General features: G+C 53.1%; 22 protein-coding genes, 7 tRNA genes and 1 pseudogene. 6 read left to right on the top strand and 24 right to left on the bottom strand.

Annotated elements, in window-relative coordinates; genetic code table 11:
- Positions 1-36: 36 nt before the first annotated feature.
- The 3 genes from ybeY to miaB form a co-directional block, all read right to left on the bottom strand.
- Positions 37-510, bottom strand: coding sequence for an rRNA maturation RNase YbeY (ybeY, locus tag ACLJZ5_RS05415; protein WP_000084477.1), 474 nt, complete (start codon positions 508-510; stop codon positions 37-39).
- Positions 507-1,553, bottom strand: coding sequence for a PhoH family protein (locus ACLJZ5_RS05410; RefSeq protein ID WP_001018045.1), 1,047 nt, complete (start codon positions 1,551-1,553; stop codon positions 507-509). The genes ybeY and ACLJZ5_RS05410 overlap by 4 nt, the downstream gene beginning before the upstream one ends.
- A gap of 204 nt (positions 1,554-1,757) precedes the next feature.
- Positions 1,758-3,182, bottom strand: a complete 1,425-nt coding sequence (gene miaB / locus ACLJZ5_RS05405; RefSeq protein WP_001519200.1) for a tRNA (N6-isopentenyl adenosine(37)-C2)-methylthiotransferase MiaB — start codon at positions 3,180-3,182, stop codon at positions 1,758-1,760.
- 143 nt (positions 3,183-3,325) lie between these two features.
- Here miaB and ubiF point away from each other — a divergent pair, with 143 nt between their 5' ends.
- Complete coding sequence (gene ubiF / locus ACLJZ5_RS05400; RefSeq protein ID WP_024798321.1) at positions 3,326-4,501, top strand: 3-demethoxyubiquinol 3-hydroxylase; 1,176 nt, start codon at positions 3,326-3,328, stop codon at positions 4,499-4,501.
- 132 nt (positions 4,502-4,633) lie between these two features.
- On the opposite strand, the gene ACLJZ5_RS05395 is transcribed toward ubiF, so the two are convergent.
- From ACLJZ5_RS05395 to nagB, 12 genes are all read right to left on the bottom strand, one after another.
- Positions 4,634-4,708, bottom strand: a tRNA-Gln gene (locus ACLJZ5_RS05395).
- A gap of 43 nt (positions 4,709-4,751) precedes the next feature.
- Positions 4,752-4,826 (bottom strand) — tRNA-Gln (locus tag ACLJZ5_RS05390).
- 46 nt (positions 4,827-4,872) lie between these two features.
- A tRNA-Met gene (locus ACLJZ5_RS05385) sits at positions 4,873-4,949 on the bottom strand.
- Positions 4,950-4,964: 15 nt separating this feature from the next.
- A tRNA-Gln gene (locus ACLJZ5_RS05380) sits at positions 4,965-5,039 on the bottom strand.
- A 35-nt stretch (positions 5,040-5,074) separates the two neighbouring features.
- Positions 5,075-5,149, bottom strand: a tRNA-Gln gene (locus tag ACLJZ5_RS05375).
- A 23-nt stretch (positions 5,150-5,172) separates the two neighbouring features.
- A tRNA-Leu gene (locus ACLJZ5_RS05370) sits at positions 5,173-5,257 on the bottom strand.
- Positions 5,258-5,265: 8 nt separating this feature from the next.
- Positions 5,266-5,342: transfer RNA gene (locus tag ACLJZ5_RS05365), tRNA-Met, on the bottom strand.
- 221 nt (positions 5,343-5,563) lie between these two features.
- Complete coding sequence (asnB, locus tag ACLJZ5_RS05360; protein WP_024798322.1) at positions 5,564-7,228, bottom strand: asparagine synthase B; 1,665 nt, start codon at positions 7,226-7,228, stop codon at positions 5,564-5,566.
- A gap of 289 nt (positions 7,229-7,517) precedes the next feature.
- Complete coding sequence (nagD, locus tag ACLJZ5_RS05355) at positions 7,518-8,270, bottom strand: ribonucleotide monophosphatase NagD (protein WP_000153143.1); 753 nt, start codon at positions 8,268-8,270, stop codon at positions 7,518-7,520.
- Between the two features lie 46 nt (positions 8,271-8,316).
- Positions 8,317-9,537 carry a DNA-binding transcriptional regulator NagC gene (gene nagC, locus ACLJZ5_RS05350; RefSeq protein WP_000187579.1) on the bottom strand — a complete coding sequence of 407 codons (1,221 nt, stop codon included), beginning with the start codon at positions 9,535-9,537 and terminating at the stop codon, positions 8,317-8,319.
- A 4-nt stretch (positions 9,538-9,541) separates the two neighbouring features.
- A complete protein-coding gene (gene nagA, locus ACLJZ5_RS05345; protein ID WP_024798323.1) occupies positions 9,542-10,696 on the bottom strand; it encodes an N-acetylglucosamine-6-phosphate deacetylase in 1,155 nt (384 codons plus the stop codon).
- Positions 10,697-10,755: 59 nt separating this feature from the next.
- Positions 10,756-11,556, bottom strand: a complete 801-nt coding sequence (nagB, locus tag ACLJZ5_RS05340; RefSeq protein WP_001237059.1) for a glucosamine-6-phosphate deaminase — start codon at positions 11,554-11,556, stop codon at positions 10,756-10,758.
- A gap of 326 nt (positions 11,557-11,882) precedes the next feature.
- Here nagB and nagE point away from each other — a divergent pair, with 326 nt between their 5' ends.
- The 4 genes from nagE (at position 11,883) to chiQ (ending at position 18,101) form a co-directional block, all read left to right on the top strand.
- Positions 11,883-13,835, top strand: a complete 1,953-nt coding sequence (nagE, locus tag ACLJZ5_RS05335; protein WP_001023069.1) for a PTS N-acetyl glucosamine transporter subunit IIABC — start codon at positions 11,883-11,885, stop codon at positions 13,833-13,835.
- A gap of 210 nt (positions 13,836-14,045) precedes the next feature.
- A complete protein-coding gene (gene glnS, locus ACLJZ5_RS05330) occupies positions 14,046-15,713 on the top strand; it encodes a glutamine--tRNA ligase (RefSeq protein ID WP_001287181.1) in 1,668 nt (555 codons plus the stop codon).
- A 599-nt stretch (positions 15,714-16,312) separates the two neighbouring features.
- Positions 16,313-17,719 (top strand): chitoporin ChiP, encoded by a 1,407-nt coding sequence (chiP, locus tag ACLJZ5_RS05325; RefSeq protein WP_024798324.1) that lies wholly within the window; start codon positions 16,313-16,315, stop codon positions 17,717-17,719.
- A gap of 49 nt (positions 17,720-17,768) precedes the next feature.
- Complete coding sequence (gene chiQ, locus ACLJZ5_RS05320) at positions 17,769-18,101, top strand: ChiQ/YbfN family lipoprotein (RefSeq protein ID WP_000722260.1); 333 nt, start codon at positions 17,769-17,771, stop codon at positions 18,099-18,101.
- A 48-nt stretch (positions 18,102-18,149) separates the two neighbouring features.
- On the opposite strand, the gene tcuC is transcribed toward chiQ, so the two are convergent.
- The 9 genes and pseudogenes from tcuC to ybfF form a co-directional block, all read right to left on the bottom strand.
- Positions 18,150-19,454, bottom strand: coding sequence for a tricarballylate/proton symporter TcuC (tcuC, locus tag ACLJZ5_RS05315; protein WP_000057014.1), 1,305 nt, complete (start codon positions 19,452-19,454; stop codon positions 18,150-18,152).
- A gap of 50 nt (positions 19,455-19,504) precedes the next feature.
- Positions 19,505-20,644, bottom strand: coding sequence for a tricarballylate utilization protein TcuB (tcuB, locus tag ACLJZ5_RS05310; protein WP_000811146.1), 1,140 nt, complete (start codon positions 20,642-20,644; stop codon positions 19,505-19,507).
- Positions 20,631-22,034 (bottom strand): FAD-dependent tricarballylate dehydrogenase TcuA, encoded by a 1,404-nt coding sequence (tcuA, locus tag ACLJZ5_RS05305; protein WP_024798325.1) that lies wholly within the window; start codon positions 22,032-22,034, stop codon positions 20,631-20,633. Before tcuA ends, tcuB begins: the two co-directional genes overlap by 14 nt.
- 97 nt (positions 22,035-22,131) lie before the next feature.
- A complete protein-coding gene (gene tcuR / locus ACLJZ5_RS05300) occupies positions 22,132-23,058 on the bottom strand; it encodes a tricarballylate utilization LysR family transcriptional regulator TcuR (RefSeq protein ID WP_000423371.1) in 927 nt (308 codons plus the stop codon).
- A 114-nt stretch (positions 23,059-23,172) separates the two neighbouring features.
- On the bottom strand, positions 23,173-23,625 hold the full coding sequence (fur, locus tag ACLJZ5_RS05295; RefSeq protein WP_000131699.1) for a ferric iron uptake transcriptional regulator: 453 nt from the start codon (positions 23,623-23,625) through the stop codon (positions 23,173-23,175).
- Positions 23,618-23,703 (bottom strand): annotated as a pseudogene (locus ACLJZ5_RS05290) (ryhB-regulated fur leader peptide). The gene fur and the pseudogene ACLJZ5_RS05290 overlap by 8 nt, the downstream one beginning before the upstream one ends.
- 203 nt (positions 23,704-23,906) lie before the next feature.
- Positions 23,907-24,437: a flavodoxin FldA gene (gene fldA, locus ACLJZ5_RS05285; RefSeq protein WP_001018621.1), complete on the bottom strand. Its 531-nt coding sequence runs from the start codon at positions 24,435-24,437 to the stop codon at positions 23,907-23,909.
- Positions 24,438-24,587: 150 nt separating this feature from the next.
- The gene (ybfE, locus tag ACLJZ5_RS05280) at positions 24,588-24,881 is read right to left on the bottom strand and encodes a LexA regulated protein (RefSeq protein WP_001040939.1); all 294 of its coding nucleotides are present in this window, start codon (positions 24,879-24,881) and stop codon (positions 24,588-24,590) included.
- 133 nt (positions 24,882-25,014) lie between these two features.
- Positions 25,015-25,785, bottom strand: coding sequence for an esterase (gene ybfF, locus ACLJZ5_RS05275; protein ID WP_000773245.1), 771 nt, complete (start codon positions 25,783-25,785; stop codon positions 25,015-25,017).
- Between the two features lie 184 nt (positions 25,786-25,969).
- On the opposite strand from ybfF, the gene seqA reads away from it, so the two are divergent.
- Positions 25,970-26,512, top strand: coding sequence for a replication initiation negative regulator SeqA (gene seqA, locus ACLJZ5_RS05270; RefSeq protein ID WP_000848395.1), 543 nt, complete (start codon positions 25,970-25,972; stop codon positions 26,510-26,512).
- Positions 26,513-26,534 lie beyond the last annotated feature (22 nt).

The following is a 26,534-nucleotide window of genomic DNA, read 5'->3' as shown; positions in this document are numbered from 1 at the left end:
CCGGATAAGGCGCAAGCGCCGCCATCCGGCAAGCTACTATTCTGCAATCTTCTCGGCAATGTACGGATCCTCATAGCCCATAGCAAGCATAATCTCCGTTTCGAGAGACTCCATCTCTTCCGCTTCGTCATCGTCGATATGATCGTAACCCAGCAAATGCAGGCTACCGTGCACGACCATGTGCGCCCAGTGCGCCTCCAGCGGCTTGCTCTGTTCCTGCGCTTCCTGCTCCACGACCTGACGGCAAATAATCAGATCGCCCAGTAGCGGCATTTCAATGCCGGGGGGCGCTTCAAACGGGAAGGAGAGAACATTAGTGGGTTTATCTTTCCCGCGGTACGTCAAATTAAGGTCGTGGCTTTCGGCCTCATCCACCAGACGGATTGTGACTTCCGCCTCTTCCTGAAACTGCGGAATAACGCCGTCCAGCCAGCGTTGAAACTGAGCTTCATCCGGTAGGCCCGCGTGGTTTTCACAGGCCAACTGTAAATCGAGGATCACCTGGCTCATTTCTGCTCCTGCTCCTGGGCTTCACGCTTACGCTCTGCCGCCAACGCCGCTTTGCGTTTTTGTTCTGCCTCTTCCCAGGCTTCATAGGCGTTAACAATGCGGGCAACGACCGGATGGCGCACCACGTCTTCGCTGTGGAAGAAGTTAAAGCTGATTTCATCGACTTCCGCCAGCACTTCAATGGCATGACGCAAGCCGGATTTGGTGTTGCGTGGCAGGTCAATCTGCGTCACGTCACCGGTGATCACCGCTTTCGAGTTAAAGCCGATACGCGTCAGGAACATCTTCATCTGTTCGATAGTGGTGTTCTGGCTTTCATCCAGAATGATAAAGGCGTCGTTTAATGTGCGTCCGCGCATATAGGCCAGCGGCGCGACTTCAATCACATTGCGTTCAATCAGCTTCTCGACTTTTTCAAAGCCGAGCATTTCGAACAGCGCGTCATACAGCGGACGCAGGTACGGGTCCACTTTCTGACTTAAATCGCCTGGCAGGAAGCCCAGTTTTTCGCCCGCTTCCACCGCCGGACGGGTCAGCAGAATACGGCGAATCTCCTGGCGCTCCAGGGCGTCTACCGCAGCGGCGACCGCAAGATAAGTTTTACCGGTACCCGCCGGGCCGACGCCAAAGGTAATATCGTGATCGAGAATATTGGCGATGTACTGCGCCTGGTTCGGGGTACGCGGTTTAATCACGCCGCGCTTAGTTTTGATATTAATCGCTTTGCCATAGTCAGGCACGCTTTCCGCGCTCTGTTCCAGCACCCGCGCTTCTTTGATCGCCAGATGAATTTGTTCCGGTTCGATATCCTGAGTCTGGCCGCGCATCGGTGCGGTATCGACATACAGACTTCGCAAAATATCTGTCGCCGCGGTCACGCAAATCGGACGACCGGTCAGTTTAAAGTGATTGTCACGGCGGTTGATTTCAATACCGAGACGACGTTCGAGCTGTTTAATATTGTCATCAAACGGCCCGCAAAGGCTCAACAGACGGGCGTTGTCTGCGGGCTCAAGGGTAATTTCGCGAGTGTCTATATTCAAACTGTTCCTCTTGTGTCTGTATCGCCGGACGCTGAACATTTACCGGCATCTAAGGAAATTATTCACGCCATAGGGAAAAGGCGCAAGCATTGCAATGAAGATGGGGATGAAGAGAGAAAATTGCAAGGCCCGTCGGGCGACAGGCCATGACCAGGAAGCCCGACAGGCGTAGCGCCATCGGGCATTATTGCCTTTCCTGCAGGATTAAGGCTGGTAGAATCCTACGCCCAGCTCATTTTCTTTACGGGTACGGGCAATGACGGACTCCGGCGTTTCGGCGACGCGCAGACCCATTTCATCTTCGGTACGCACCACTTTTCCGCGCAGGGAGTTCGGATAGACGTCAGTAATTTCCACATCGACAAACTTACCAATCATCTCCGGCGTGCCTTCAAAGTTCACCACCCGATTGTTTTCGGTACGGCCAGACAGTTCCATAATGTTTTTACGTGACGTGCCTTCCACCAGAATGCGCTGTGTCGTGCCGAGCATACGGCGGCTCCATGCCATCGCCTGCTGATTGATACGCTCTTGCAGAATATACAGACGCTGCTTTTTCTCTTCTTCCGGTACGTCATCAACCATATCGGCAGCCGGCGTTCCCGGACGCGCAGAGAAGATAAAGCTGTAGCTCATATCAAAGTTGACGTCAGCGATAAGCTTCATGGTTTTTTCGAAATCATCGGTAGTTTCGCCAGGGAAACCGACGATAAAGTCAGAGCTTATCTGAATGTCCGGCCGCGCCGCGCGCAGTTTACGGATGATTGCTTTATATTCCAGCGCAGTGTGGGTGCGCCCCATCAGATTCAACACGCGATCGGACCCGCTCTGTACCGGCAGATGCAGGAAACTGACCAGTTCCGGCGTATCGCGGTACACCTCGATAATATCGTCGGTGAACTCAATCGGATGGCTGGTGGTAAAGCGAATACGGTCAATGCCGTCGATGGCGGCAACCAGACGCAGCAGATCGGCAAAGGTGCCAGTGGTGCCGTCGTAGTTTTCTCCGCGCCAGGCGTTAACGTTCTGGCCCAGCAGGTTGACCTCACGCACGCCCTGCGCCGCTAGCTGGGCGATTTCGAACAGGATATCGTCTGAGGGACGGCTGACTTCTTCACCGCGGGTATACGGTACCACGCAGTAAGTACAATATTTATTGCAGCCTTCCATGATAGAAACGAAAGCGGTCGGGCCTTCTGCGCGCGGTTCCGGCAAACGGTCGAACTTCTCGATTTCCGGGAAGCTGATATCGACCACCGGGCTGCGGTCGCCACGCACGGAGTTAATCATCTCCGGCAGGCGGTGTAAGGTTTGCGGGCCAAAAATAATGTCGACGTAATGGGCGCGTTGACGAATGTGCTCGCCTTCCTGGGAAGCCACGCAGCCGCCGACGCCGATAATCAGATCGGGATTTTTCTCTTTTAACAGTCTCCAGCGACCTAATTGATGGAAGACTTTTTCCTGAGCCTTCTCGCGGATTGAGCAGGTATTCAACAGCAGCACATCCGCCTCTTCCGCCACGTCGGTCAGTTGATAGCCGTGGGTGGCGTCCAGCAGATCGGCCATCTTCGATGAATCGTACTCGTTCATCTGACAGCCCCAGGTTTTAATATGGAGTTTTTTAGTCATCGACTTGCTCTTGCGAAATAGTGGCTGAAAAGCAGGGCGCATAGTGTAATGCTTTGGCGCGGTTGTGACCAGTATGACTGACGTCAGCCCTAATGGGTAAAAAATCCTGTAAACTTGTCTAAAACGTAACAGGATGAATGACCATGACAAATCAACCAACGGAAATTGCCATTGTCGGCGGGGGAATGGTCGGCGGCGCGCTGGCGCTGGGTCTGGTGCAGCAAGGATTTACGGTGATGGTAATAGAACATGCCGCGCCTGCGCCGTTTGTGGCTGACAGCCAGCCTGACGTGCGGATTTCGGCCATTAGCGCGGCATCCGTGGCGCTGCTCAAGGGACTGGGCGTTTGGGAGGCGGTGCAGGGGATGCGTAGCCATCTTTATCGGCGACTGGAGACCTGGGAGTGGGAAAACGCCCATGTGGTGTTCGACGCCGCTGAACTCAAGCTGCCGCTGTTAGGCTATATGGTGGAGAACAATGTCCTGCAACAGGCGCTGTGGCAGGCGCTGGAAGCGCACCCCGGCGTGACGCTGCGCGTTCCGGCTTCACTGGCGGCATTGCACCGCCGCCACGATGGTTATGCGCTGGAACTGGCCGACGGCGAATGGATAACGCCGAAGTTAGTGATTGGCGCCGACGGCGCGAATTCGCAGGTTCGGCAAATGGCGGGAATTGGCATTCATGCCTGGCAATATGCGCAGTCGTGTATGCTTATCACCGTCAAGTGTGAAAATGCGCCAGGCGACAGCACCTGGCAGCAGTTTACGCCAACGGGGCCGCGCGCCTTTTTGCCGCTGTTCGACGATTGGGCGTCGCTGGTGTGGTATGACGCTCCGGCACGTATTCGCCAGTTGCAGGGTTTATCGATGACGCAATTGCAGGTGGAAATTAACCAGCACTTTCCGGCGCGTCTGGGGGCGGTGATGCCTGTCGCGGCGGGCGCGTTTCCGCTAACCCGTCGTCACGCGTTGCAGTATGTACAACCGGGGCTGGCGCTGGTAGGCGACGCGGCGCATACCATTCATCCGCTGGCCGGGCAGGGCGTCAACCTGGGGTATCGGGATGTTGATGCGTTGATTGATGTGCTGGCGAGTGCCCGTAGCTATGGCGAGTCCTGGGCCAGCCATTCGGTGTTGAAACGCTATCAGACGCGGCGCATGGCAGATAATTTTATGATGCAAAGTGGAATGGATCTGTTTTATGCCGGGTTCAGCAATGAATTGCCGCCGCTGCGTATTTTACGCAATATGGGGTTGATGGCGGCGCAGCGCGCAGGCGTGCTAAAACGTCAGGCGCTGAAGTATGCGTTGGGGTTGTAGTTTGTGTTATGCCGGGTGGCGGCAATACCTTACCCGGCCTGTATTCGCCCGTAGGCCTGATAAGCGTAGCGCCATCAGGCAGTCCGAATTACCAGAAAAGCAAAAAGCTCGCCGAAGCGAGCTTTTTAAAGGTGGCTGGGGTACGAGGATTCGAACCTCGGAATGCCGGAATCAGAATCCGGTGCCTTACCGCTTGGCGATACCCCAATTGTCGTACTTCTTGCGCTCATTAGCAGAGCGTCTTTAAAACTGGCTGGGGTACGAGGATTCGAACCTCGGAATGCCGGAATCAGAATCCGGTGCCTTACCGCTTGGCGATACCCCAACAAATTATTTTCGAACCGGTCGAATACCTCGACGCGTTCTTAATATGGTGGCTACGACGGGATTCGAACCTGTGACCCCATCATTATGAGTGATGTGCTCTAACCAACTGAGCTACGTAGCCAGATGATTTCTTCGATGGCTGGGGTACCTGGATTCGAACCAGGGAATGCCGGTATCAAAAACCGGTGCCTTACCGCTTGGCGATACCCCAATACCGTCGCGGTGAACCGCAAACTCGAAGAAATATGGCTGGGGTACCTGGATTCGAACCAGGGAATGCCGGTATCAAAAACCGGTGCCTTACCGCTTGGCGATACCCCATCCGTACAACGCTTATCGGTGAATGGTGCGGGAGGCGAGACTTGAACTCGCACACCTTGCGGCGCCAGAACCTAAATCTGGTGCGTCTACCAATTTCGCCACTCCCGCAAAAAAGATGGTGGCTACGACGGGATTCGAACCTGTGACCCCATCATTATGAGTGATGTGCTCTAACCAACTGAGCTACGTAGCCATCTTTTTTCGCGTTACCTTATCGGCGTTGCGGGGCGCATTATGCGTATTGAGCCTTGAAGCGTCAACCTCTTTTTCATCGAAAAACGTCGGAAAGTGTCTGTTTGGTTAGGTTGCGAACAGCGTGGCGCAATATTCGGCAATTATTGGTTATTAATCGTTTTTCCGAAAGTGGTTTGCTATAAAAAAAGAGCCCCTAAGGGCTCTTTCGTCATCGTTAATTTACTGGTACGCCGACTGATGCACGCCGACCGCGCGGCCTGACGGGTCATCCATCGTTTTGAATGCTTCATCCCACTCAATGGCTTTGGCGGAAGAACAGGCCACGGACGGGCCGCCGGGTACGCATTCCGCCGCGCTCGGCACCGGGAACAATTCTTCAAAAATTTCCCGGTACAAGTACGCCTCTTTAGACGACGGCGTGTTGTATGGAAAGCGGAAGCGGGCGGTTTCCAGTTGTTGATCGGAAATCTGTTTCGCCGCCACCTCTTTCAGCGTATCAATCCAGCTGTAGCCTACGCCGTCAGAGAACTGCTCTTTCTGACGCCACGCGACGCTTGCTGGCAGATAAGACTCGAAGCACTCGCGCAGCACGTGTTTTTCCATCTTGCCGTTACCGCACATTTTATCCTGTGGGTTGATACGCATCGCCACGTCGAGGAATTTTTTATCCAGGAACGGTACGCGCGCTTCCACGCCCCAGGCTGACATCGCTTTGTTGGCGCGGGCGCAGTCATACATATGCAGCGCCTGTAGCTTACGGACCGTCTCTTCATGTAACTCTTTGGCGTTCGGCGCTTTATGGAAGTACAGGTAGCCGCCAAACACCTCATCGGAACCTTCGCCGGAGAGCACCATTTTGATGCCCATCGCTTTGATCTTACGCGACATCAGATACATTGGCGTTGAGGCGCGGATAGTGGTCACGTCATAGGTTTCAATGTGATAGATAACATCACGAATGGCATCAAGGCCTTCCTGCACGGTGAAGTGAATTTCATGATGCACGGTGCCGAGGTGGTTAGCCACTTCCTGGGCCGCCTTCAGGTCAGGCGAACCTTCCAGACCGACCGCAAAAGAGTGCAGCTGTGGCCACCAGGCTTCGGAGCGCTCCTGATCTTCGACGCGACGGGCGGCGAATTTTTTGGTGATAGCCGAGATAATCGACGAGTCCAGACCGCCGGAGAGCAGCACGCCGTAAGGGACGTCGGACATCAGGTGGCTTTTCACGGATTCTTCCAGCGCCTGGCGCAGCTCATTTTTGTCGGTAACGTTGTCTTTTACCGCATCGTAATCGAACCAGTCGCGCTGATAGTACTGACGAATTTCGCCGTCTTTGCTCCACAGGTAGCTGCCCGCCGGGAACTCTTTAATGGTGCGGCAGACCGGGGTCAGCGCTTTCATTTCTGACGCTACGTAGAAGTTGCCGAATTCGTCATAGCCCATATAGAGCGGAATAATACCGATATGGTCACGACCAATCAGATAAGCGTCTTTTTCGCTGTCATACAGGGCGAAGGCGAACATCCCCTGTAAATCGTCAAGGAAATCCGGCCCTTTTTCCTGATATAGCGCGAGGATAACTTCGCAGTCGGAGCCTGTCTGGAACGCGTAACGATCGCCATACTCCGCGCGTAATGTCTGATGGTTATAAATTTCACCGTTCACCGCCAGCACGTGGGTTTTTCTGGCGTTATACAGGGGCTGGGCGCCGGCGTTAACATCAACAATCGACAAACGTTCATGTGCGAGAATCGCGTTATCGCAAGCGTAGATGCCGGACCAGTCCGGGCCGCGATGGCGCATCAGGCGTGACAGTTCAAGGGCTTTTTTACGCAGTTCCGCTGCATCTGTTTTGATATCGAATATGCCGAAAATAGAACACATAGCCTTCTCCGTTAATCTGTTGCGTCGTACTTTTTGTGTTTGCTTGACTAAAAAATGCCGCAAAGGCGTGGAAGGCGCAAGGGGATTACGGTCTGAAAAATGAAAAATGCAATCGTCATTGTTGATTAGTGAAAAATGATTACGTATTGCGCGGATTTATTGATGGATCTTCAGTTTTATCGTGGTTTAATTGAATTATGTTTTTCCTGATGGCGTTTCGCTTATCAGACCTACAATGCTGTTCGAACCGTAGGCCTGAAAGCTATGCGTCATCAGGTAGGGGACAGGTTTAGATAACGTCGATCTCGGCGACGGAAGGGTAAATCCAGCTTGGGCGGAACGGCATACTGTCAATATCATTGATCGTTGATACGCCAGAAAGTACCAGAATGGTCTCCAGACCGGCCTGGAACCCCGCCAGAATGTCGGTGCGCAGGTTGTCGCCGACAATAACGGTCTCTTCCGAGTGCGCCTGCATTTTGTTTAACGCCGCGCGGATGATCCACGGGCTGGGTTTGCCGACATAAAACGGCTTCCGGCCGGAAATTTTTTCAATGCCTGCGCACAGCGCGCCGCAGGCCGGATAAAAGCCGCGACCGTGGGTATCCGGATTGGTGGCGATAAAGCGCGCGCCATTGGCGACGAAAAATGCTGCTTTATGCATCATGTCCCAGTTGTAGGAGCGGGTTTCTCCAACGATGACAAAATCAGGGTTCACATCGGTAATGGTAAAACCCGCTTTATAGAGCTCGTGAATAAGCGCGCCTTCGCCCACGACATACGCTTTTTTACCTTCCTGACGGCGCAGAAAATCGGCTGTCGCCATTGCTGACGTATAAAACACGCTGTCCGGCACGTTAACGCCAGCGGTAGCAAAACGGTTCGCCAGATCCTGGCCGGTTTGCGACGGGTAATTGGTCAGCAGCACCAGCGGCAGACCTTTTTCCAGAATCCCCGTCAGAAATTCCGCCGCACCGGGTACGGCTACGTTGTCGTGCATCAGCACGCCGTCGATATCGCAGATTACATTCTTGATGGTCATGAACTACCCAGGGAATTTGTGAATAATCCGATACTATAAGAGCGCATCAACTTTCCAGCAAACGTTGCAGCAATGTTCCGTTGAGCATGGCGCGTTTAACTAAGGCAAAAGCGCCGATGGCAGAACGGTGATCCAGCGTGGAGCGTACCACCGGCAAATTTTTGCGAAATGCCTTTAACGCCTGCGTATTGATACAGCTTTCGATAGCGGGCAACAGGACTTTATCGGCTTCAATGATCTCGCCGGCAATGACGATTTTTTGCGGATTAAACAGGTTGATAGCAATGGCGATCGTTTTGCCCAAATGGCGACCAACATGCTCAATGACTTCCGAGGCCAGGCTGTCGCCCCGGTTTGCCGCCTTACAAATGGTTTTAATCGTGCAGTCGTCAAGCGGAACACGGCTTTGATACCCTTGTTTAAGCAAATTCAGCACCCGTTGTTCAATCGCCACATTGGCGGCAATGGTTTCCAGACAGCCGAAATTACCGCAGTGGCAGCGCTCGCCCAACGGCTCCACCTGAATATGCCCAATTTCGCCGACGTTGCCGTTACGGCCAATGAAGATGCGTCCGTTGGAGATAATCCCGGCGCCTGTACCACGATGAACGCGCACCAGAATCGAGTCCTCGCAATCCTGACTGGCGCCGAAGTAGTGTTCCGCCAGCGCCAGGCTACGGATATCGTGTCCCACGAAACAGGTAACGTGAAACCGTTTTTCCAGCGCTTCGACCAGTCCCCAGTTTTCAACCTGAATGTGCGGCATGTAACGAATCACGCCGCTTTCCGGATCGACAAGCCCTGGCAGGATCACCGAGATAGCGATCAATTCACGAATTTTACGCTGACAGCTATCAATAAAGACGGCGATGGTGTTGAGCAGCGCATGTTCCAGCGTCTCCTGGGTGCGCTCCGGTAGCGGATAATGCTCCTCAGCGACCACTTTACTGCTCAGATCGTAGAGCGTTAAAGTGGTGTCATGACGGCCCAGGCGAACGCCAATGGCATGGAAGTTACGGGTTTCCGTGACGATAGAGATAGCGCGGCGGCCTCCGGTAGAGGCCTGCTGATCGACTTCTTTGATCAGCCCGCGCTCAATGAGTTGACGCGTAATTTTCGTTACGCTGGCGGGAGCAAGCTGGCTTTGCTCGGCAATTTGTATGCGCGAGATAGGACCATGCTGGTCAATCAGGCGGTAAACGGCCGCGCTGTTAAGCTGTTTTACGAGATCAACGTTACCTATCTGAGCTTGTCCGCCTGGTGTCATATTCTCACTTACTCAAGTCAACGACCTCGTCACCATTAACGATGGTCTTGATAATTTTAAAATCGTGGGTGAACGCGGTCAGGTTGGCGACTTTACCCGGCGCAATGCTACCGAGATGCTTATCAACGCCGATAGCGCGAGCCGGATAGAGCGTTGCCATGCGCAGCACTTCATCCAGCGCGATGCCGCAATGCGCGACCAGGTTACGTACGCCTTCAATCATGGTTAAGGACGAACCGCTCAACGTACCGTTTTCATCCACACACAGTCCATTGCGGTAGTATATTGTTTTACCTGCGAAAATGAACTGCTCAATATTGGCCCCCGCCGGTGCGGTGGCGTCTGTCACCAGACAAAGTTTGTCGCCTTTCAGGCGTTTGGCATTGCGAATGTTGGCGTAGTCGACATGCAGACCATCGGCGATAACGCCGCAATAAATATCCGCTTCGTCCAGAACGGCGCCAGCAAGGCCCGGCTCACGCCCTGTAATGTACGGCATCGCGTTAAACAGGTGAGTCGCAAAGGTAATCCCGGCGCGGAAGCCCGCTTTTGCCTCTTTTAACGTCGCGTTGGAGTGGCCTGCGGAAACCACAATGCCCGCATTCGCCAGTTTAGCGATTACGTCGGCAGGCACCATTTCCGGCGCGAGTGTAACTTTGGTGATGACGTCGGCATTATCGCACAAGAAATCGACCAGCGCAGCGTCTGGTTTACGTACGAAATCAGGATTATGGGTGCCTTTTTTTACCAGATTAAGCCAGGGCCCTTCCAGGTGGAGACCCAGCGCCTGGTGCGGATGTTTTTCCAGGTATTCGCGCATGACGCGAATACCCTGTTTCATCAATTCGTCGCTGGTAGTGATAAGCGTTGGCAGAAAGTTAGTACAGCCCGATTTTTCATTGGCTTTCTGCATAATTTCCAGCGTTTCAACGCTGACGGCTTCTGCGGTATCGTTAAACTGCACGCCGCCGCAGCCGTTTAACTGCACATCAATAAAACCGGGGGAGAGAATGGCCCCATTCAATGAGCGTTGTTCTATTCCCGGCGGCAGTTCGGCCATCGGACAAACGCGGTCAATCAGGCCATTAGCGACAACAAGCGCATGGTCATCAAGAATTTCGTGACCGGTATAGATCCGGCCCTGGGTTAAAGCATACATTCTGACCCCCGATATCAAAAATTTACCGCCCCGCATTGACTGGCGGGGCGGAGACAACATTACAGACCTTTAATATTTTCTGCTTCTAATTCATTGAAATATTTCAATGTTTTAACTTTAAGTTCCATTGTGGACGGCTCATCGCATACCACAACCGCTTTCGGATGGAGTTGCAGGCAGCTAATAGTCCACATGTGGTTGACGTTGCCTTCAACCGCCGCCTGCAGCGCCTGGGCTTTCTGATGGCCCAGCACCAGAATCATCACTTCTTCCGCATCCAGCAGCGTGCCCACGCCTACCGTCAGCGCGTATTTCGGCACCTGGTTTACGTCGCCGTCAAAGAAGCGGGAGTTCGCTACGCGAGTATCATGGGTTAACGTTTTGATACGGGTACGGGAAGCCAGGGAAGACGCCGGTTCGTTAAAGGCGATGTGACCGTCGTTGCCGACGCCGCCCATAAACAGATGGATTTTACCGTAAGAACGAATTTTTTCTTCATATTGACGGCATTCTGCATCGATATCCGGTGCGTTACCGTTGAGAAGATTGATGTTTTCTGCTGGAATATCAACGTGATCGAAAAAGTTACGATGCATAAAGCTGTGGTAGCTTTCCGGGTGCTCTTTCGGCAGGCCAACATATTCGTCCATATTAAAGGTGACCACATGCTTAAAGCTGACCTCGCCCGCTTTGTGCATCTCAACCAGCGCTTTGTACGCCGTTAGCGGCGTACCGCCGGTAGGCAGTCCAAGGACAAACGGACGATCGGCGGTCGGTTTGAACGCATTAATACGGTTAACGATATGGCGAGCGGCCCATTTGCCAACCTGTTCTGCGGTACTCAGGGGGATCAGTCTCATTCTTCACCTCAATAATCAATGTCAAAATTTGGCGGATCGTATTAAGCGTAACCTGGATATCCAGGGTTCGTGTTCAATCCGTCCTGATTTTTTGAATCATAAAATAAGTTTTCCGTGTTAGCCAGTGGATGGTGGGGGTAATTACGATATTTAGTGATTATAATCACAAAAAACACCCGTTTAATTTGCGAGGCGAATTAATTTTCCACACACTCTGCAGAAGATGATCTCACCGTTCGATTACAGAACATCACGTTTTTAACGTTTGCAGCACAATAAAAAACGGCTTCAAAGAAGCCATATCGGCGTCTCGTAGGGGGAATAAGATGAATATTTTAGGTTTTTTCCAGCGGCTGGGTAGGGCGTTGCAGCTCCCTATCGCCGTGTTGCCGGTGGCAGCGTTGTTGCTGCGATTCGGCCAACCAGATTTGCTGAATATGCCGTTTATCGCGCAAGCGGGCGGGTCTATTTTCGATAACCTGGCGCTGGTCTTCGCTATCGGCGTGGCATCCAGTTGGTCTAAAGATAGCGCGGGCGCGGCAGCGCTGGCGGGAGCCGTGGGTTACTTCGTCATGACCAAAGCGATGGTGACGATTAACCCGGAAATCAACATGGGCGTGCTGGCGGGGATTATTACCGGTCTGGTCGGCGGCGCGGTTTATAATCGCTGGTCTGGTATCAAACTGCCTGATTTTCTCAGTTTCTTCGGTGGAAAACGTTTTGTGCCGATCGCAACGGGCTTTTTCTGTCTGGTGCTGGCCGCTATTTTCGGTTACGTCTGGCCGCCGGTACAGCATGGCATCCATGCGGGCGGTGAATGGATCGTTTCCGCAGGCGCGCTGGGTTCCGGTATCTTTGGCTTCATCAACCGTCTGCTGATCCCAACCGGTCTGCATCAGGTACTGAACACCATCGCCTGGTTCCAGATTGGCGAATTCACCAATGCCGCAGGCACTGTATTCCACGGCGACATCAACCGCTTCTATGCTGGCGACGGCACGGCGGGGATGTTTATGTCCGGCTTCTTCCCGATCATGATGTTTGGTCTGCCGGGCGCCGCTCTGGCGATGTATTTCGCCGCGCCGAAAGAACGTCGTCCGATGGTGGGCGGTATGCTGCTGTCTGTCGCGATTACCGCGTTTCTGACCGGCGTAACCGAGCCGCTGGAATTCCTGTTTATGTTCCTGGCGCCGCTGCTGTACCTCCTGCACGCCATTTTGACCGGTATCAGCCTGTTCGTCGCGACGCTGCTGGGTATCCATGCAGGCTTCTCTTTCTCGGCAGGCGCGATCGACTATGTTCTGATGTATAACCTGCCAGCGGCCAGCAATAACGTCTGGATGTTGCTGGTGATGGGCGTTGTATTCTTTATCATCTACTTCCTGCTGTTCAGCGCGGTTATTCGTATGTTTAACCTGAAAACGCCGGGCCGCGAAGATAAAGTTGATGAGATGGTAACGGAAGAAGCCAACAGCAACACCGAAGAAGGGTTAACGCAACTGGCGACCAGCTATATTGCTGCGGTTGGCGGTACGGACAACCTGAAAGCGATCGATGCGTGTATTACCCGTCTGCGCCTGACCGTGAATGACTCTGCTCGTGTCAACGATGCGGCCTGCAAACGCCTCGGCGCTTCCGGCGTGGTGAAACTGAACAAACAGACCATTCAGGTTATTGTCGGCGCGAAAGCGGAATCGATTGGCGATGAAATGAAGAAAGTGGTGGCGCGGGGACCGGTCGCGGCAGCGTCTGCTGATGCGGCTCACGTTGCAACACCTGCTCCGGCGGCCAAACCCCAGGCGGTGCCGAATGCGGTGACTATCGCTGAACTGGTCTCTCCGATTACCGGTGAGGTAGTGGCGCTGGATCAGGTACCGGATGAAGCTTTCGCCAGCAAAGCGGTCGGCGACGGCGTAGCGGTGAAACCCACCGATAAAACCGTGGTTTCTCCGGCGGCGGGTACTATTGTGAAAATCTTCAACACTAACCACGCGTTCTGTCTGGAAACCGAAAAAGGCGCGGAGATCGTTGTCCATATGGGTATCGATACTGTCGCGCTGAACGGTCAGGGCTTCAAGCGTCTGGTAGAAGAGGGTGCGGAAGTCACGGCGGGTCAGCCGGTTCTGGAACTGGATCTGGACTTCCTGAATGCCAATGCGCGTTCCATGATAAGCCCGGTTGTTTGCAGCAACAGCGATGACTTCAGCGCTCTGGTCATCAAAGCGGATGGTCACGTGGTAGCGGGTCAAACGCCGCTGTACGAGATCAAGAGCAAATAATCGCTTCCTGGCCGGATAAGGCGTAAGACGTCATCCGGCGATATCACAGAAAACATAAGCGGCAGAGGGAAACCTTCGCCGCTTTTTTTTACCGCAATTAGCCCCAATATTTTCTGCAAAGCCACTTTTTAAGTAACTAAAGGTTGTCAGTCTGTCCGGCTTATAAGATCATATGCCGTTATACGTTGTTTACGCTTTGAGGAATCCACGATGAGTGAGGCTGAAGCCCGCCCGACTAACTTTATTCGTCAGATTATTGATGAAGATCTGGCGAGTGGTAAACATACCACTGTCCATACCCGTTTTCCGCCGGAGCCGAATGGCTATCTGCACATCGGCCACGCGAAATCTATCTGCCTGAACTTTGGCATCGCGCAAGATTATCAGGGCCAGTGCAACCTGCGTTTCGATGACACCAACCCGGTAAAAGAAGATATCGAGTACGTTGATTCGATTAAAAACGACGTCGAGTGGTTAGGCTTTCACTGGTCTGGCGATATTCGCTACTCCTCCGATTACTTTGACCAACTGCACGCCTATGCGGTCGAGCTAATCAATAAAGGCCTGGCCTACGTTGATGAGCTGACGCCGGAGCAGATCCGCGAATACCGCGGTACGCTGACCGCGCCGGGTAAAAACAGCCCGTTCCGCGATCGCAGCGTCGAAGAGAACCTCGCGCTATTTGAAAAAATGCGTACCGGCGGTTTTGAAGAGGGTAAAGCCTGTCTGCGCGCTAAAATCGACATGGCGTCGCCGTTTATCGTGATGCGCGATCCGGTGCTGTATCGCATTAAATTCGCCGAGCATCATCAGACCGGCAACAAGTGGTGCATCTACCCGATGTACGACTTTACTCACTGCATCAGCGATGCGCTGGAAGGTATTACTCATTCTCTGTGTACGCTGGAGTTCCAGGACAACCGTCGTCTGTACGACTGGGTACTGGACAACATCACCATTCCGGTTCACCCGCGCCAGTACGAATTCTCGCGGCTGAATCTGGAATATACCGTGATGTCCAAGCGTAAGCTGAACCTGCTGGTGACCGACAAACACGTTGAAGGCTGGGATGATCCGCGTATGCCGACTATTTCCGGTCTGCGCCGTCGCGGCTATACCGCGGCTTCTATTCGTGAGTTCTGCAAACGCATCGGCGTCACCAAGCAGGACAACACCATTGAGATGGCGTCGCTGGAATCCTGCATTCGCGAAGATCTGAACGAAAACGCGCCGCGCGCGATGGCGGTAATCGATCCGGTAAAACTGGTTATCGAAAACTACCCGCAGGGTGAGAGCGAAATGGTTACCATGCCTAACCATCCGAATAAACCGGAGATGGGCAGCCGTGAAGTGCCGTTTAGCGGTGAGATCTGGATCGATCGCGCAGATTTCCGCGAAGAAGCGAACAAGCAGTACAAGCGTCTGGTGATGGGCAAAGAAGTGCGTCTGCGTAATGCCTACGTCATTAAAGCGGAGCGCGTAGAGAAGGATGCCGAAGGGAATATCACCACCATCTTCTGTACCTATGATGCCGATACGCTGAGTAAAGATCCGGCTGACGGGCGTAAAGTGAAAGGCGTAATCCACTGGGTTAGCGCAGCACATGCGCTGCCGATTGAAATTCGTCTCTACGACCGTCTGTTCAGCGTGCCGAACCCGGGCGCCGCGGAGGACTTCCTGTCCGTTATCAACCCCGAATCATTAGTGATTAAGCAGGGTTATGGTGAGCCGTCGCTGAAAGCGGCGGTAGCAGGGAAAGCTTTCCAGTTTGAACGTGAAGGCTACTTCTGCCTCGACAGCCGCTATGCAACGGCCGATAAGCTGGTCTTTAACCGCACTGTGGGCCTGCGTGATACCTGGGCGAAAGCGGGCGAATAAGCACTGCGCCAACAGGCGAATGCTGTAAAAATACCTTGTCAACGCCGCGTTTTGCGGCGTTTTTTCTCTGCATTTCCAAGAGCCTATCCCATTAGGGCTATTTTACTTGCCATTTTGGACCTGGGCAGTGCTCAAAATCCTCACGTACTACGTGTACGCTCCGGTTTTTGCGCGCTGTCCGTGTCCAAACTGGCTGCGCCAATAACGCCTGGTGGGATAGGCTCTAAGTCGATTCTCTTTTTTGCGAGGCGAATTAATTATTCTCTGAAAATTATTGATCTGATAAATGATTATTAATCTAAATGTTATAAGCGTCAGGTCAACAGGAGACAATTATTTTCATGCCTATGGAAAACAAGTCAATTTTCTTTCTGGCGGTCTGCTTCCCCCACCAGCAGTCGAATGTAACAGAAAGCAATTAAATATGTGCGGTTGCTCATATTATTACATACTGGTTACAGAAAGAGATTGATAATTCGCATCGCGAAAAATAGTCTATTTAACGTAGTAAATGAGGTTTCTCAGCGCTACTTTTTATTTTTATTTTTTCGCTGTTCGCTTTTGTCGGCAGCAATTTATACGTCAAAGAGGATTAACTTATGCGTACGTTTAGTGGCAAACGTAGTACGCTGGCTCTGGCTATCGCCGGTATCACAGCAATGTCGGGGTGGATCGTTGTTCCGCAGGCGCAAGCCTCCGGCTTTTTCGACGACTCCACGTTAACGGGCGGCATCTATTATTGGCAGCGTGAACGCGATCGCAAAGATGTGACCGACGGCGACAAATATAAAACTAACCTTTCTCATGCGACCTGGAACGCTAACCTGGATTTTCAGTCTGGTTACGCCGCGGATATGTTCGGTCTGGATATCGCGGCGTTTACCGCGATTGAAATGGCAGAAAACGGCGACAGCGGTCATCCAAACGAAATTGCCTTCTCGAAAAAGAATAAAGGCTACGACGAAGACTATTCCGGCGATAAGAGCGGTATCAGTCTTTATAAAGCCGCAGCGAAATTTAAATATGGCCCGGTCTGGGCGCGCGCCGGTTATATTCAGCCTACCGGTCAGACGCTGTTAGCGCCGCACTGGAGTTTTATGCCGGGTACCTATCAGGGTGCGGAAGCCGGCGCCAGTTTTGACTATGGCGATGCGGGCGCGTTAAGTTTTTCCTACATGTGGACTAACGAATATAAAGCGCCGTGGCATACCGAAATGGATAAGTTTTATCAGGCGGATAAAAAAACCAATGTGGATTATCTCCACTCTATCGGCGCGAAGTACGACTTTAAAAATGATCTGGTGCTGGAAGCGGCGTTTGGTCAGTCCGAAGGCTATGTCGATCAATATTTCGCAAAGGCCAGCTATAAATTTGATTTAGGCGGCAATCCGTTCACCACCAGTTACCAGTTCTACGGCGCGCGCGACAAAGTAGACGATCGCAGCGTGAATGATATTTACGACGGTACGGCCTGGTTGCAGGCGTTGACCTTCGGCTACAAAATCGCGGAAGTGGTTGACCTGCGTCTGGAAGGCACCTGGGTGAAAGCGGACGGTCAGCAGGGCTATTTTCTGCAACGTATGACGCCAACCTACGCCTCTTCAAACGGTCGTCTGGATATCTGGTGGGATAACCGCTCCGACTTTAACGCTAACGGTGAAAAGGCGGTTTTCTTCGGCGCGATGTATGACCTGAAAAACTGGAATCTGCCGGGCTGGGCTGTGGGTGCGTCTTACGTTTACGCCTGGGATGCTAAACCGGCAACCTGGCAAAGTAACCCGGATGCTTACTACGACAAAAACCGCACTATCGAAGAGTCCTCATACAGTCTGGATGCGGTCTATACCCTGCAGGAGGGGCGTGCCAAAGGCACCATGTTCAAACTGCACTTCACCGAATATGACAACCACTCCAATATTCCAAGCTGGGGCGGTGGTTACGGCAACATCTTCCAGGATGAACGTGACGTGAAATTTATCGTTATTGCGCCATTCACTATTTTCTGATGTCAGATGCGGCAGGCTGCCGGTCTGCCGCGCTGTTGAGGAACGACCTATGAAAAAAATTTTACTCATCGCCAGCATGACCGCCGGTTTGACGGCCTGCGCGTCATCACCCGCGCCGGAAGAAGATAGTCGGCTGAAAGAGGCGTACAGCGCCTGTATCAATACCGCACAGGGCTCGCCTGAGAAGATAGAGGCCTGCCAAAGCGTACTGAATGTCCTTAAAAAAGAGCGCAAACATCAGCAATTTGCTAACGAAGAAAGCGTGCGGGTACTGGACTATCAGCAGTGCATTCAGGCGACGCGCACGGGTAACGATCAGGCGGTCAAGGCTGACTGCGATAAGGTCTGGCAGGAAATTCGCAGTCATAATAACGTGCAATAAAACCCTGCCTTGCCACCCACGGGCGAATGTTTTCCGCCCGTGGTTTTTTCAGGCTTTATTTTCTGCCGCGATATAGCCGCGACTCAGACGTACAAACAGCATCGCCGTCGCGGCAAGTCCACATAACGCTGCGCACATCAGCCACCAGCCTGGCGAGCTTTTATCGCCGGTTAACTTTACCAGCGCGGTAGAGATGGCCGGCGTCAGGCCGCCAAAAATTGCCGTCGCCAGGCTAAAGGCCAGCGAGAAACCAACGGTACGCACATAGACTGGCATCACTTCGGTTAACGCCGCGACCATTGCGCCGTTATACATGCCAAAAAAGAAAGAGAACCACAGCAGTACCAGCGTCATGCGGGTAAAGTCGGGCGCGGCGGTCAGCCACTGCATGACGGGCCAGGTGGTGATCAGCGCCAGCAACGTAATGCCCATTAACACGGCGCGACGGCCAATCCGGTCGGAAATCGCGCCGCCAATGGGTAACCAGATAAAATTGGACACCCCCACTAACATGGTGACGATCAAACTGTCCCGTGCGCTGAGATTAAGCACGGTTCTGCCATAGGTCGGCGTATAAACGGTGATAAAATAAAATGTTGTGGTGGTCATCGCCACCAGCAGCGTTCCGGCTGTAATAATGCGCCAGTTTTTGGCGATAGTTGCAAAAATTTCCCTGGTGTCGGGGCGATGCTTGCGTTGTAAAAACGCTTCTGTTTCTTGTAATGAACGACGTAAAACAAAAATCAGCGGAATGATCATACAGCCGATAAAGAACGGAATTCGCCAGCCCCACTCCGATATCGCGTCGTGTCCCAGCGTGATATTCAGGCTATAACCAATCAACGCGGCGACAACGATCGCGACCTGCTGACTGGCAGATTGCCAGCTGGTATAAAACCCTTTATTGCCTGGCGTTGCGATTTCGGACAGATAGACTGAGACGCCGCCTAACTCAACGCCCGCAGAAAATCCTTGTAATAACCGGCCCAACAGCACCAACGCAGGCGCTGCCAGGCCGATCGTTTGGTAGCCGGGGACGAGGGCGATGAGCAACGTACCGCAGCCCATAATCGCCAGCGTCACCATCAGCCCTTTACGGCGTCCGATTCTGTCAATATAGGCGCCAAGCACAATCGCGCCGACGGGGCGCATTAAAAAACCGGAGCCAAAGACGGCAAAGGTCAACATTAATGAGGCAAATTCGCTTTCCGCCGGAAAAAACGTTCTGGCGATATAGGTGGCGTAAAATCCGAACAAGAAAAAATCAAACTGTTCAAGAAAATTGCCGCTTGTCACGCGCAGTATTGCGCCGAACGTGCCGGCGCGCGATGTTGCAGGTGTGTGTTGTGCCATAGGGTTTGCTCTCCACTGTCTTTATTGTTTTATGGGTAAGATGTTGCGGGTCAGTTGCCTGTATCCCCCGCATGTTTTCCGCGTCGCTTCTCAACTGCCCATTTGAGTAAGGCCGCGCAGCGGAAAAATCCGTGGGCGAATTTTCCGTAGGGAAGGGTGAGAAAGAGCGCCATCACCACGCCTAAATGGAGCGCCAGCAGTATGCCCATTCCGCTGGTGTCTCTGCCTGCCAGCAGCGCCAGCCCGGTAAGGCTGGTTAAGAACAGCAGCAGAATAAAGCCGCGATCCATGGGTTTCTGGCGCGCATCGCCATGTAACGGCGACCGCCGCAGATTGAGCCACAGTAGCCCGGCCGGGCCGATAAGCAGACCGATACCGCCCAGCGTGCCGAGCATGACCGGCAGGCTAAAGAACGGGTAGGGCGCTTCCCAACCGGCGACGTAGTGATAGCCCGTCGCCACGACCGTGGCGGCAAAACAGAGCATAAAACCGTAGAAGGTAAAGTGATGAAAGCGACGGCGCAGCAGCGTGAACGCATCGTCCGCTTCGTTACAGCCTTTGCCGTGACCGCCGTCGAGATATTTCAGCGTTAACGCATTGTGCGACGCTTCCGCAATCTCCGCCGAACGCGGTACCCCCGGCGAGATCTCACGCCAGAAGCGGATTACGCCCGCCATAAGCAAACCGATTGCCAACACAAAAACTGAGCCAAACATCCATGCCAGCAGGCTATGCGGAAAAATTTGATAGAAGTCACCGGCCAGCGGCGGATGAATCAGCGACCCTTTCAGCGCCATCGTCAGTAATAAAAAGAGCGTCAGACCGACTATCAGCGCCAGCGCGACGGTGATCCCCGCCCGACGGTATAACGCGCCAAAAGCGGCGGGCTGGGCATACTGTTGATACGTCTCCAGGCGGGCTTGCGCCATCGCTTTCGGCACGTTAATGGCAAATTCATGGGGTGGCGCGTACTGGCACGCGTGCAGGCAGGCACCGCAGTTATGACATAAATTTGCCAGATAATGAATATCGGCTTTACCGAATTCGAGCCGCTGGGTCATCGCCGGAAATACCGCGCAAAAACCTTCGCAGTAGCGACATGCGTTACACACTTGCATGACGCGTTCGACCTCGGCTTCCGGTTCGGTAAGCACGGTGGCCTCAATGATTAATTTTTCAAGCTGTTTCATGCTGCGCCTCCTTGTGCGCCGCGCGAGCGGCTTCTATTCCCGCAATGCGGCCAAAGGTTGTGCCGATAGACATGCCGACGCCTGCGGTATACCCCTTGCCCAGAACATTTCCTGCCATCATCTCGCCAGCAACAAATAGGTTGCGGCTTGGATGACCGGCAAAATGCACCGCGGCACGTTCGTTAACTTTCAGGCCCAGGTAGGTAAATGTGATGCCGGGTCGCAGCGCATAACCGTAGTAGGGCGGCGCATCAAGCGGGCGCGCCCAGTGGGTTTTCGCCGGCGTCAGGTTTTTAGTGGCGCAGTCATCAAGCAAGGTATGATCAAAATGACCGGGTTGGCAGGCCTGGTTATACTGCGTGACGGTATGGGTAAGTTTTTCCGCGTCCAGCCCCAACTGGCAGGCCAGTTCAGCCAGCGTATTGGCCTGCGCGCCAGGAAAAACCGGCGGCATAAAGTGGCCGATGGCTTTGCTGTCAATAATCGAATAGCCAATTTGTCCTGGCTGTTGAGCCACCAGCCGCCCCCAAATGGCGTAACGCTTCGGCCAGAAATCTTCGCCTTCATCATAAAAACGTTCGGCGTCGCGATTCACGACAATACCCAGCGATACGCAATCCACGCGAGTACAAATACCGCCGTCGTACAGCGGCGCCCTGGCATCAATCGCTACGCAGTGCGACTGGGACGGATCGCCAATGATATCCGCGCCGGCATCCATCATAAATTTGAGTAATACGCCCTGGTTAAAACGCGTGCCGCGAATCAGGAAATTATCCGCGGGCCATTCGCCGCGGGCGTTTTCTCCCCAGGCCTCCCGCAGCCATTCACGGTTTGATTCGAAACCGCCAGCCGCTAATACGCAGGCTTTGGCGGTAATACGTTCGCTACCTGCCAGCGCTGCTACGAATTCGCCGTCATGAAGTTCAAGCGCGTGAACCGGCGTGTTATAGCGAATCTGTACGCCCAGCCGTTCGGCGCTACGGTAATAGGCATTGACGAGCGCTTTCCCTCCGCCCATAAAAAACGCATTGGTGCGCGCAACGTGGAGCGCCCCAGATAGTGGCGGTTGAAAGTTAACGCCATGTTTGCGCATCCAGTCGCGGCATTGTGAAGAGGTGCGAATGACCAGCCGCGCCAGCGCCTCGTTGGTGTTGCCGTCGGTGACTCGCCACAGATCCTGCCAGAATTCCTCTTCAGGATAGCTTTCTACCAGCACATCCTGCGGCGCATCATGCATACAGCGCAGGTTTCGTGTGTGCTGAGAATTTCCGCCGCGCCATTCCCGCGGGGCAGCCTCCAGCAGCAGAACCGATGCGCCCGCTTCCCGTGCGGTCAGTGCGGCGCATAATGCGGCATTGCCTCCGCCTATCACCAGTACATCAACCATCTTATACTCCCGTACCATTTAACTATTTGTTAAATTTGTAATTGAAATGTATACGGATAAATAAGCGGCGCGCTATCAGGTAGCGCTAAACAGGGGTTTAGTAAGCGTAAAGGGTTGCGCCTGGCCATTCACCAGCGTCGACTAACTGACGCATAACTTTGGTAAGGACTACTCTGGCGGCAAGGCCGGCGGGCGTCAGTTCATCATCCGACAGGCTGACTAAAAAATTGGGGCGGCTGAGTACCGGATTATGGACGCCGATCACGCGTAGCGCGTCGTTATCCAGATGAGAAATCGCCGCGCCGGGCTGCAACGTGGCGCCAAGACCGTCGCGCACGGCGCGCATCAACAACGCCAGGCCGTCAATTTCCGCGACGATTTCAACGTTAAGCGCATGTTCCTGGCAGACAGCGTCCAGCCTGCCGCGCAGCCCATGTCCCTGGCTTGGCATAATGAGCGGAATGCCTGCCAGTTGTTCTGGTGTGATCGGGTTATCAGGAAGCGCCGCCAGCAGGGCATGGGAGCCAATCAGAAAAAGCTGTTCTTCAAGGATCGGTCTGGCGCTCCAGCGCAGGATTTTATCTTTTTGAAAAACAACGGCTAAATCAATCTGGCGGGTATTGATCATTCTTTCCAGATTACCGGACAAGCTTTCCACCACATGCAGTCGGACATCGGCATAGTTTTCCTGCATGGCATGGATAAACGGTATACCCAGTATGGAGGCGGTACTGGGGGCCATTCCTACGCTCACATGACCGGAAAGGCGCGCTTCTCTGGCGGCGAGAATCGCGTCGTCGGCATGACGCAGGGCGAGTTGCGCCTGCGAATAAAAGGCCAGCCCGGCGTTGGTTGGCGTTACGCCGCGCGAAGTGCGCTGCAGCAGACGGATGGCAAGCTCGTTTTCCAGACGGGACATCTGTTGACTTAATGCTGAAACGCCAATATCAAGATCCTGCGCGGCGCTGCCCATACTGCCGGTTTCAATAATACGCACGAAATAGCGTAACTGGCGAAGCTCCATTCCTGCTCTCCTGAGATGCGATAGCGTTTTTTACATTAAATCAACATCAAGCGGCAGGAAAGAGGAGGATATAAAAAAGCCAACCGGGCGGTTGGCTCTTCGAAAGATTTACACTTATTTAGTCGCGTCATCGTGCGCGTGCTCGTCTTCGCGGCAGTCTCCTTCAGCGCAGTGGCCGTAAAGATAGAGGCTGTGATTAGTTAAACGAATACCGTGTTTCGCCGCAATTTCACGCTGGCGCGCTTCAATAGAGTCATCACTAAATTCAATCACTTTTCCGCAGTCAAGGCAGATAAGATGGTCGTGATGATGCTGTTGCGTCAGTTCAAAAACGGATTTACCGCCTTCAAAATTATGGCGGGTCACGATACCGGCATCGTCAAACTGGTTCAGCACACGGTATACGGTTGCCAGACCGATTTCTTCACCCATGTCGATCAGGCGTTTGTATAAATCTTCCGCACTGACGTGATGGTTATCTGGTTCCTGAAGAACTTCCAGAATTTTTAAACGAGGAAGCGTTACTTTCAGGCCAGCCTTCTTTAATGCGGTATTGTTGTCAGTCATGCGGAATCTGTCCTGTTGCTAAACGATTCACTTCATTAGAGAAGTGACAGAAATTGCACTCAAGATAATGCGTATCATTATAGGACTGCCATGCCGAAATGAAAACCGCAAGTCTCTCGCAGATATTAATAAAACTGTGGTTTTGCCTGCAAATTCTGGCGCCACCTGATTACACCCGGACATTGTACAGGGATGGGTGCGAAAGTTACAAATTTGTAGCAATTATTTTGATTGGTCTTGTCTATTGATGCGGCGCAGATATAACGCTGCGCCGCATAAGATTAGGCGTTGAGGATGTCGTCGAGGTGCAATTCAGCTGAAACTTGCTTAACCCATTTTTCAACACGCTCGGCGGTCAGTTCAGGCTGACGGTCTTCGTCAATCGCCAGACCGACAAAATGATCGTCGTCAGCCAGACCTTTAGAGGCTTCAAAATGATAGCCTGCGGTTGGCCAGTGACCCACAATCGTGGCGCCGCGCGGCTCAATAATGTCGCGAATCGTGCCCAGCGCATCACAGAAGTATTCCGCGTAGTCTTCCTGATCGCCACAGCCAAACAGCGCCACCAGCTTACCGTTAAAGTCAATCTCTTCGAGAGTCGGGAAGAAGTCATCCCAGTCACATTGCGCTTCGCCATAGTACCAGGTTGGGATGCCCAGCAGCAGAATGTCATACCCTTCCAGGTCTTCTTTACTGCTTTTTGCAATGTCATGCACATCGGCAACGTCTTTACCAAGCTGTTTTTGAATCATTTTTGCGATATTTTCGGTATTACCGGTGTCGCTGCCGAAAAAGATGCCAGTGATTGCCATGAGTAAAATAACCTCTTGAAACTTATTGAAATGGTGGTGGCGAATTGCCCACGGATAAGGGCAATCATAGCAGAACAGGCAGATATGCGGAAACAGCAATCACGCGGGACTGCACGCTCTGCTACACGAAATATGAAACAAAACTTATTTTCAGACTAAACCCTGGCCGCGCAGCGCCATAAGCTGCTTCATTAATATTTCTTCAATGAGCTCGCTGCGGCTAATGTTGCGCGCTTCGGCCAGCTCATTTAGCGCGTCAACCGCTTGTGCGTTGAGTTTTAATTCGACACGCTTGAGGCCACGAACTTTGTCGCGTTTTAACTGGTTGCGCTTGTTGATGCGTAACTGTTCATCGCGCGAAAGCGGATTCGTTTTAGGTCGTCCCGGGCGACGCTCGTGCGCGAACAGATCTAATGTCGTACGGTCCGTTTGTTCTTTGGCCATGATTTTGGTGACTTCGGGGGAAACAATCAGCCAGGCTTATGCCCGGATGGATAGCGCGCCATCATACATCAGCGAGGAAGCGACGCCAACGCCCGCGCGCGTAATCGCGCACGGGCGATGAGTTTTTAATCAGTTAGCGTTTATCGTGCAGATAACGGCGGATGGCGCGCAGAACCGCCTCTGGTTTTTCGGCATGTACCCAGTGGCCCGCGCCGGCGATCACATGCGCGCGCGCCAAAGGGAATTGCGCCAGCAGCGCGTCGCGGTACGCTTCGGTCACGTACGGCGAGTTACCGCCTGGAATAAACAGTGCCGGATGTTCCCAGGGCGGAATGGTTTCCCAGCCGACGATATGCGGATACTGCTCCCATAATACCGGAACATTAAAACGCCATTCGCCTTCAGCCCAGGATTTTAACAGAAACTGGATTACGCCTTCTTCGTTGAGGTGTTGGCGCATAATCCCTGCCGCCTGTTGGCGGGATGTCGCGTCGGATTCGCTGACGGCGTTAATGGCCGCGAAAATGCGATCGTGGCGGCGAACGTGATAATCCACGGGGGCGATATCAATCGCGACCAGACGATCGATGCGATCGGGCGCCAGCGCCGTCAGCGCCATTACCGCTTTTCCACCCATGGAATGACCAATAAACGTCGCTTTTTCAATCTGCTGCGCGTCAAGCGTATCCAGAAGATCCTGGGCCATTGCCGGATAATCCATGACCGGATCGCGCGGCGATAAACCATGATTGCGCATATCGACCTGAATAATGTCGTGATCGGTCACCAGATCGCGCGCCAGTACGCCGAGGTTGTCCAGGCTGCCAAACAGGCCATGAACGAGAACGATGGGGGAATTATTGTGCAGGTTTTGTGCAGATTGCGCTCGGATGTTTAATTTCATGGCAAAGTTCTTTTTTTCGCTCTGTCGGGTTAGGGTATTATGTTGACCATTCTGCCACTGGGCTGCAACCTCTAAGGTTTACTCCGAGTTTTTTTGTCAGCCTGGCTTAACGCTATCCGCTGTTGGGATTTGTTCCTATAATCCCAATGACTTGTATTCAGCAAAGACATCGCACTGGATTAAGATGAAAACGATTGAAGTTGATGATGAACTCTATAGCTATATTGCCAGCCACACCAAGCATATCGGCGAGAGCGCATCCGACATTTTACGGCGTATGTTGAAGTTTTCCGCCACGACACAGCCAACGGCTTCAGCGGTGAAGGGGACGCCTGCGGCGCAACCCGTTGCCGAAGCGAAACCGGTCAACCCGGTAAAAGACAAAGTTCGCGCGATGCGTGAGCTGTTGTTGTCTGACGAATATGCCGAGCAGAAAAAAGCGGTCAACCGCTTTATGCTGATTCTGACTACACTCTATTCACTGGATCACCACGCGTTTGCGGAGGCGACGGAGTCGTTGCATGGCCGCACGCGCGTCTATTTTGCGGCGGATGAACAAACGCTGCTGAAAAATGGGAATCAAACTAAACCTAAGCACGTTCCCGGCACGCCGTACTGGGTGATCACCAACACCAACACCGGCCGTAAATGCAGCATGATCGAACACATCATGCAGTCAATGCAATTCCCGGCGGAATTGATTGAAAAGGTTTGCGGAACAATTTAATCCTTGCATTAGAAGGACCAGG

This window comes from Salmonella sp. 5800 (assembly GCF_046558195.1).
Lineage (GTDB): Bacteria > Pseudomonadota > Gammaproteobacteria > Enterobacterales > Enterobacteriaceae > Salmonella > Salmonella enterica.
The sequence above is the reverse complement of the archived record's forward strand: the minus strand, read 5'-3'. Positions and strand labels throughout refer to the sequence as shown.

What these genes read in the sequence shown, in the direction of transcription:
- ybeY (WP_000084477.1), bottom strand. Translation starts at nt 510, where the DNA reads ATGAGCCAGGTGATCCTCGATTTACAGTTGGCCTGTGAAAACCACGCG.
- miaB (WP_001519200.1), bottom strand. Translation starts at nt 3,182, where the DNA reads ATGACTAAAAAACTCCATATTAAAACCTGGGGCTGTCAGATGAACGAG.
- ubiF (WP_024798321.1), top strand. Translation starts at nt 3,326, where the DNA reads ATGACAAATCAACCAACGGAAATTGCCATTGTCGGCGGGGGAATGGTC.
- asnB (WP_024798322.1), bottom strand. Translation starts at nt 7,228, where the DNA reads ATGTGTTCTATTTTCGGCATATTCGATATCAAAACAGATGCAGCGGAA.
- nagD (WP_000153143.1), bottom strand. Translation starts at nt 8,270, where the DNA reads ATGACCATCAAGAATGTAATCTGCGATATCGACGGCGTGCTGATGCAC.
- nagC (WP_000187579.1), bottom strand. Translation starts at nt 9,537, where the DNA reads ATGACACCAGGCGGACAAGCTCAGATAGGTAACGTTGATCTCGTAAAA.
- nagA (WP_024798323.1), bottom strand. Translation starts at nt 10,696, where the DNA reads ATGTATGCTTTAACCCAGGGCCGGATCTATACCGGTCACGAAATTCTT.
- nagB (WP_001237059.1), bottom strand. Translation starts at nt 11,556, where the DNA reads ATGAGACTGATCCCCCTGAGTACCGCAGAACAGGTTGGCAAATGGGCC.
- nagE (WP_001023069.1), top strand. Translation starts at nt 11,883, where the DNA reads ATGAATATTTTAGGTTTTTTCCAGCGGCTGGGTAGGGCGTTGCAGCTC.
- glnS (WP_001287181.1), top strand. Translation starts at nt 14,046, where the DNA reads ATGAGTGAGGCTGAAGCCCGCCCGACTAACTTTATTCGTCAGATTATT.
- chiP (WP_024798324.1), top strand. Translation starts at nt 16,313, where the DNA reads ATGCGTACGTTTAGTGGCAAACGTAGTACGCTGGCTCTGGCTATCGCC.
- chiQ (WP_000722260.1), top strand. Translation starts at nt 17,769, where the DNA reads ATGAAAAAAATTTTACTCATCGCCAGCATGACCGCCGGTTTGACGGCC.
- tcuC (WP_000057014.1), bottom strand. Translation starts at nt 19,454, where the DNA reads ATGGCACAACACACACCTGCAACATCGCGCGCCGGCACGTTCGGCGCA.
- tcuB (WP_000811146.1), bottom strand. Translation starts at nt 20,644, where the DNA reads ATGAAACAGCTTGAAAAATTAATCATTGAGGCCACCGTGCTTACCGAA.
- tcuA (WP_024798325.1), bottom strand. Translation starts at nt 22,034, where the DNA reads ATGGTTGATGTACTGGTGATAGGCGGAGGCAATGCCGCATTATGCGCC.
- tcuR (WP_000423371.1), bottom strand. Translation starts at nt 23,058, where the DNA reads ATGGAGCTTCGCCAGTTACGCTATTTCGTGCGTATTATTGAAACCGGC.
- fur (WP_000131699.1), bottom strand. Translation starts at nt 23,625, where the DNA reads ATGACTGACAACAATACCGCATTAAAGAAGGCTGGCCTGAAAGTAACG.
- fldA (WP_001018621.1), bottom strand. Translation starts at nt 24,437, where the DNA reads ATGGCAATCACTGGCATCTTTTTCGGCAGCGACACCGGTAATACCGAA.
- ybfE (WP_001040939.1), bottom strand. Translation starts at nt 24,881, where the DNA reads ATGGCCAAAGAACAAACGGACCGTACGACATTAGATCTGTTCGCGCAC.
- ybfF (WP_000773245.1), bottom strand. Translation starts at nt 25,785, where the DNA reads ATGAAATTAAACATCCGAGCGCAATCTGCACAAAACCTGCACAATAAT.
- seqA (WP_000848395.1), top strand. Translation starts at nt 25,970, where the DNA reads ATGAAAACGATTGAAGTTGATGATGAACTCTATAGCTATATTGCCAGC.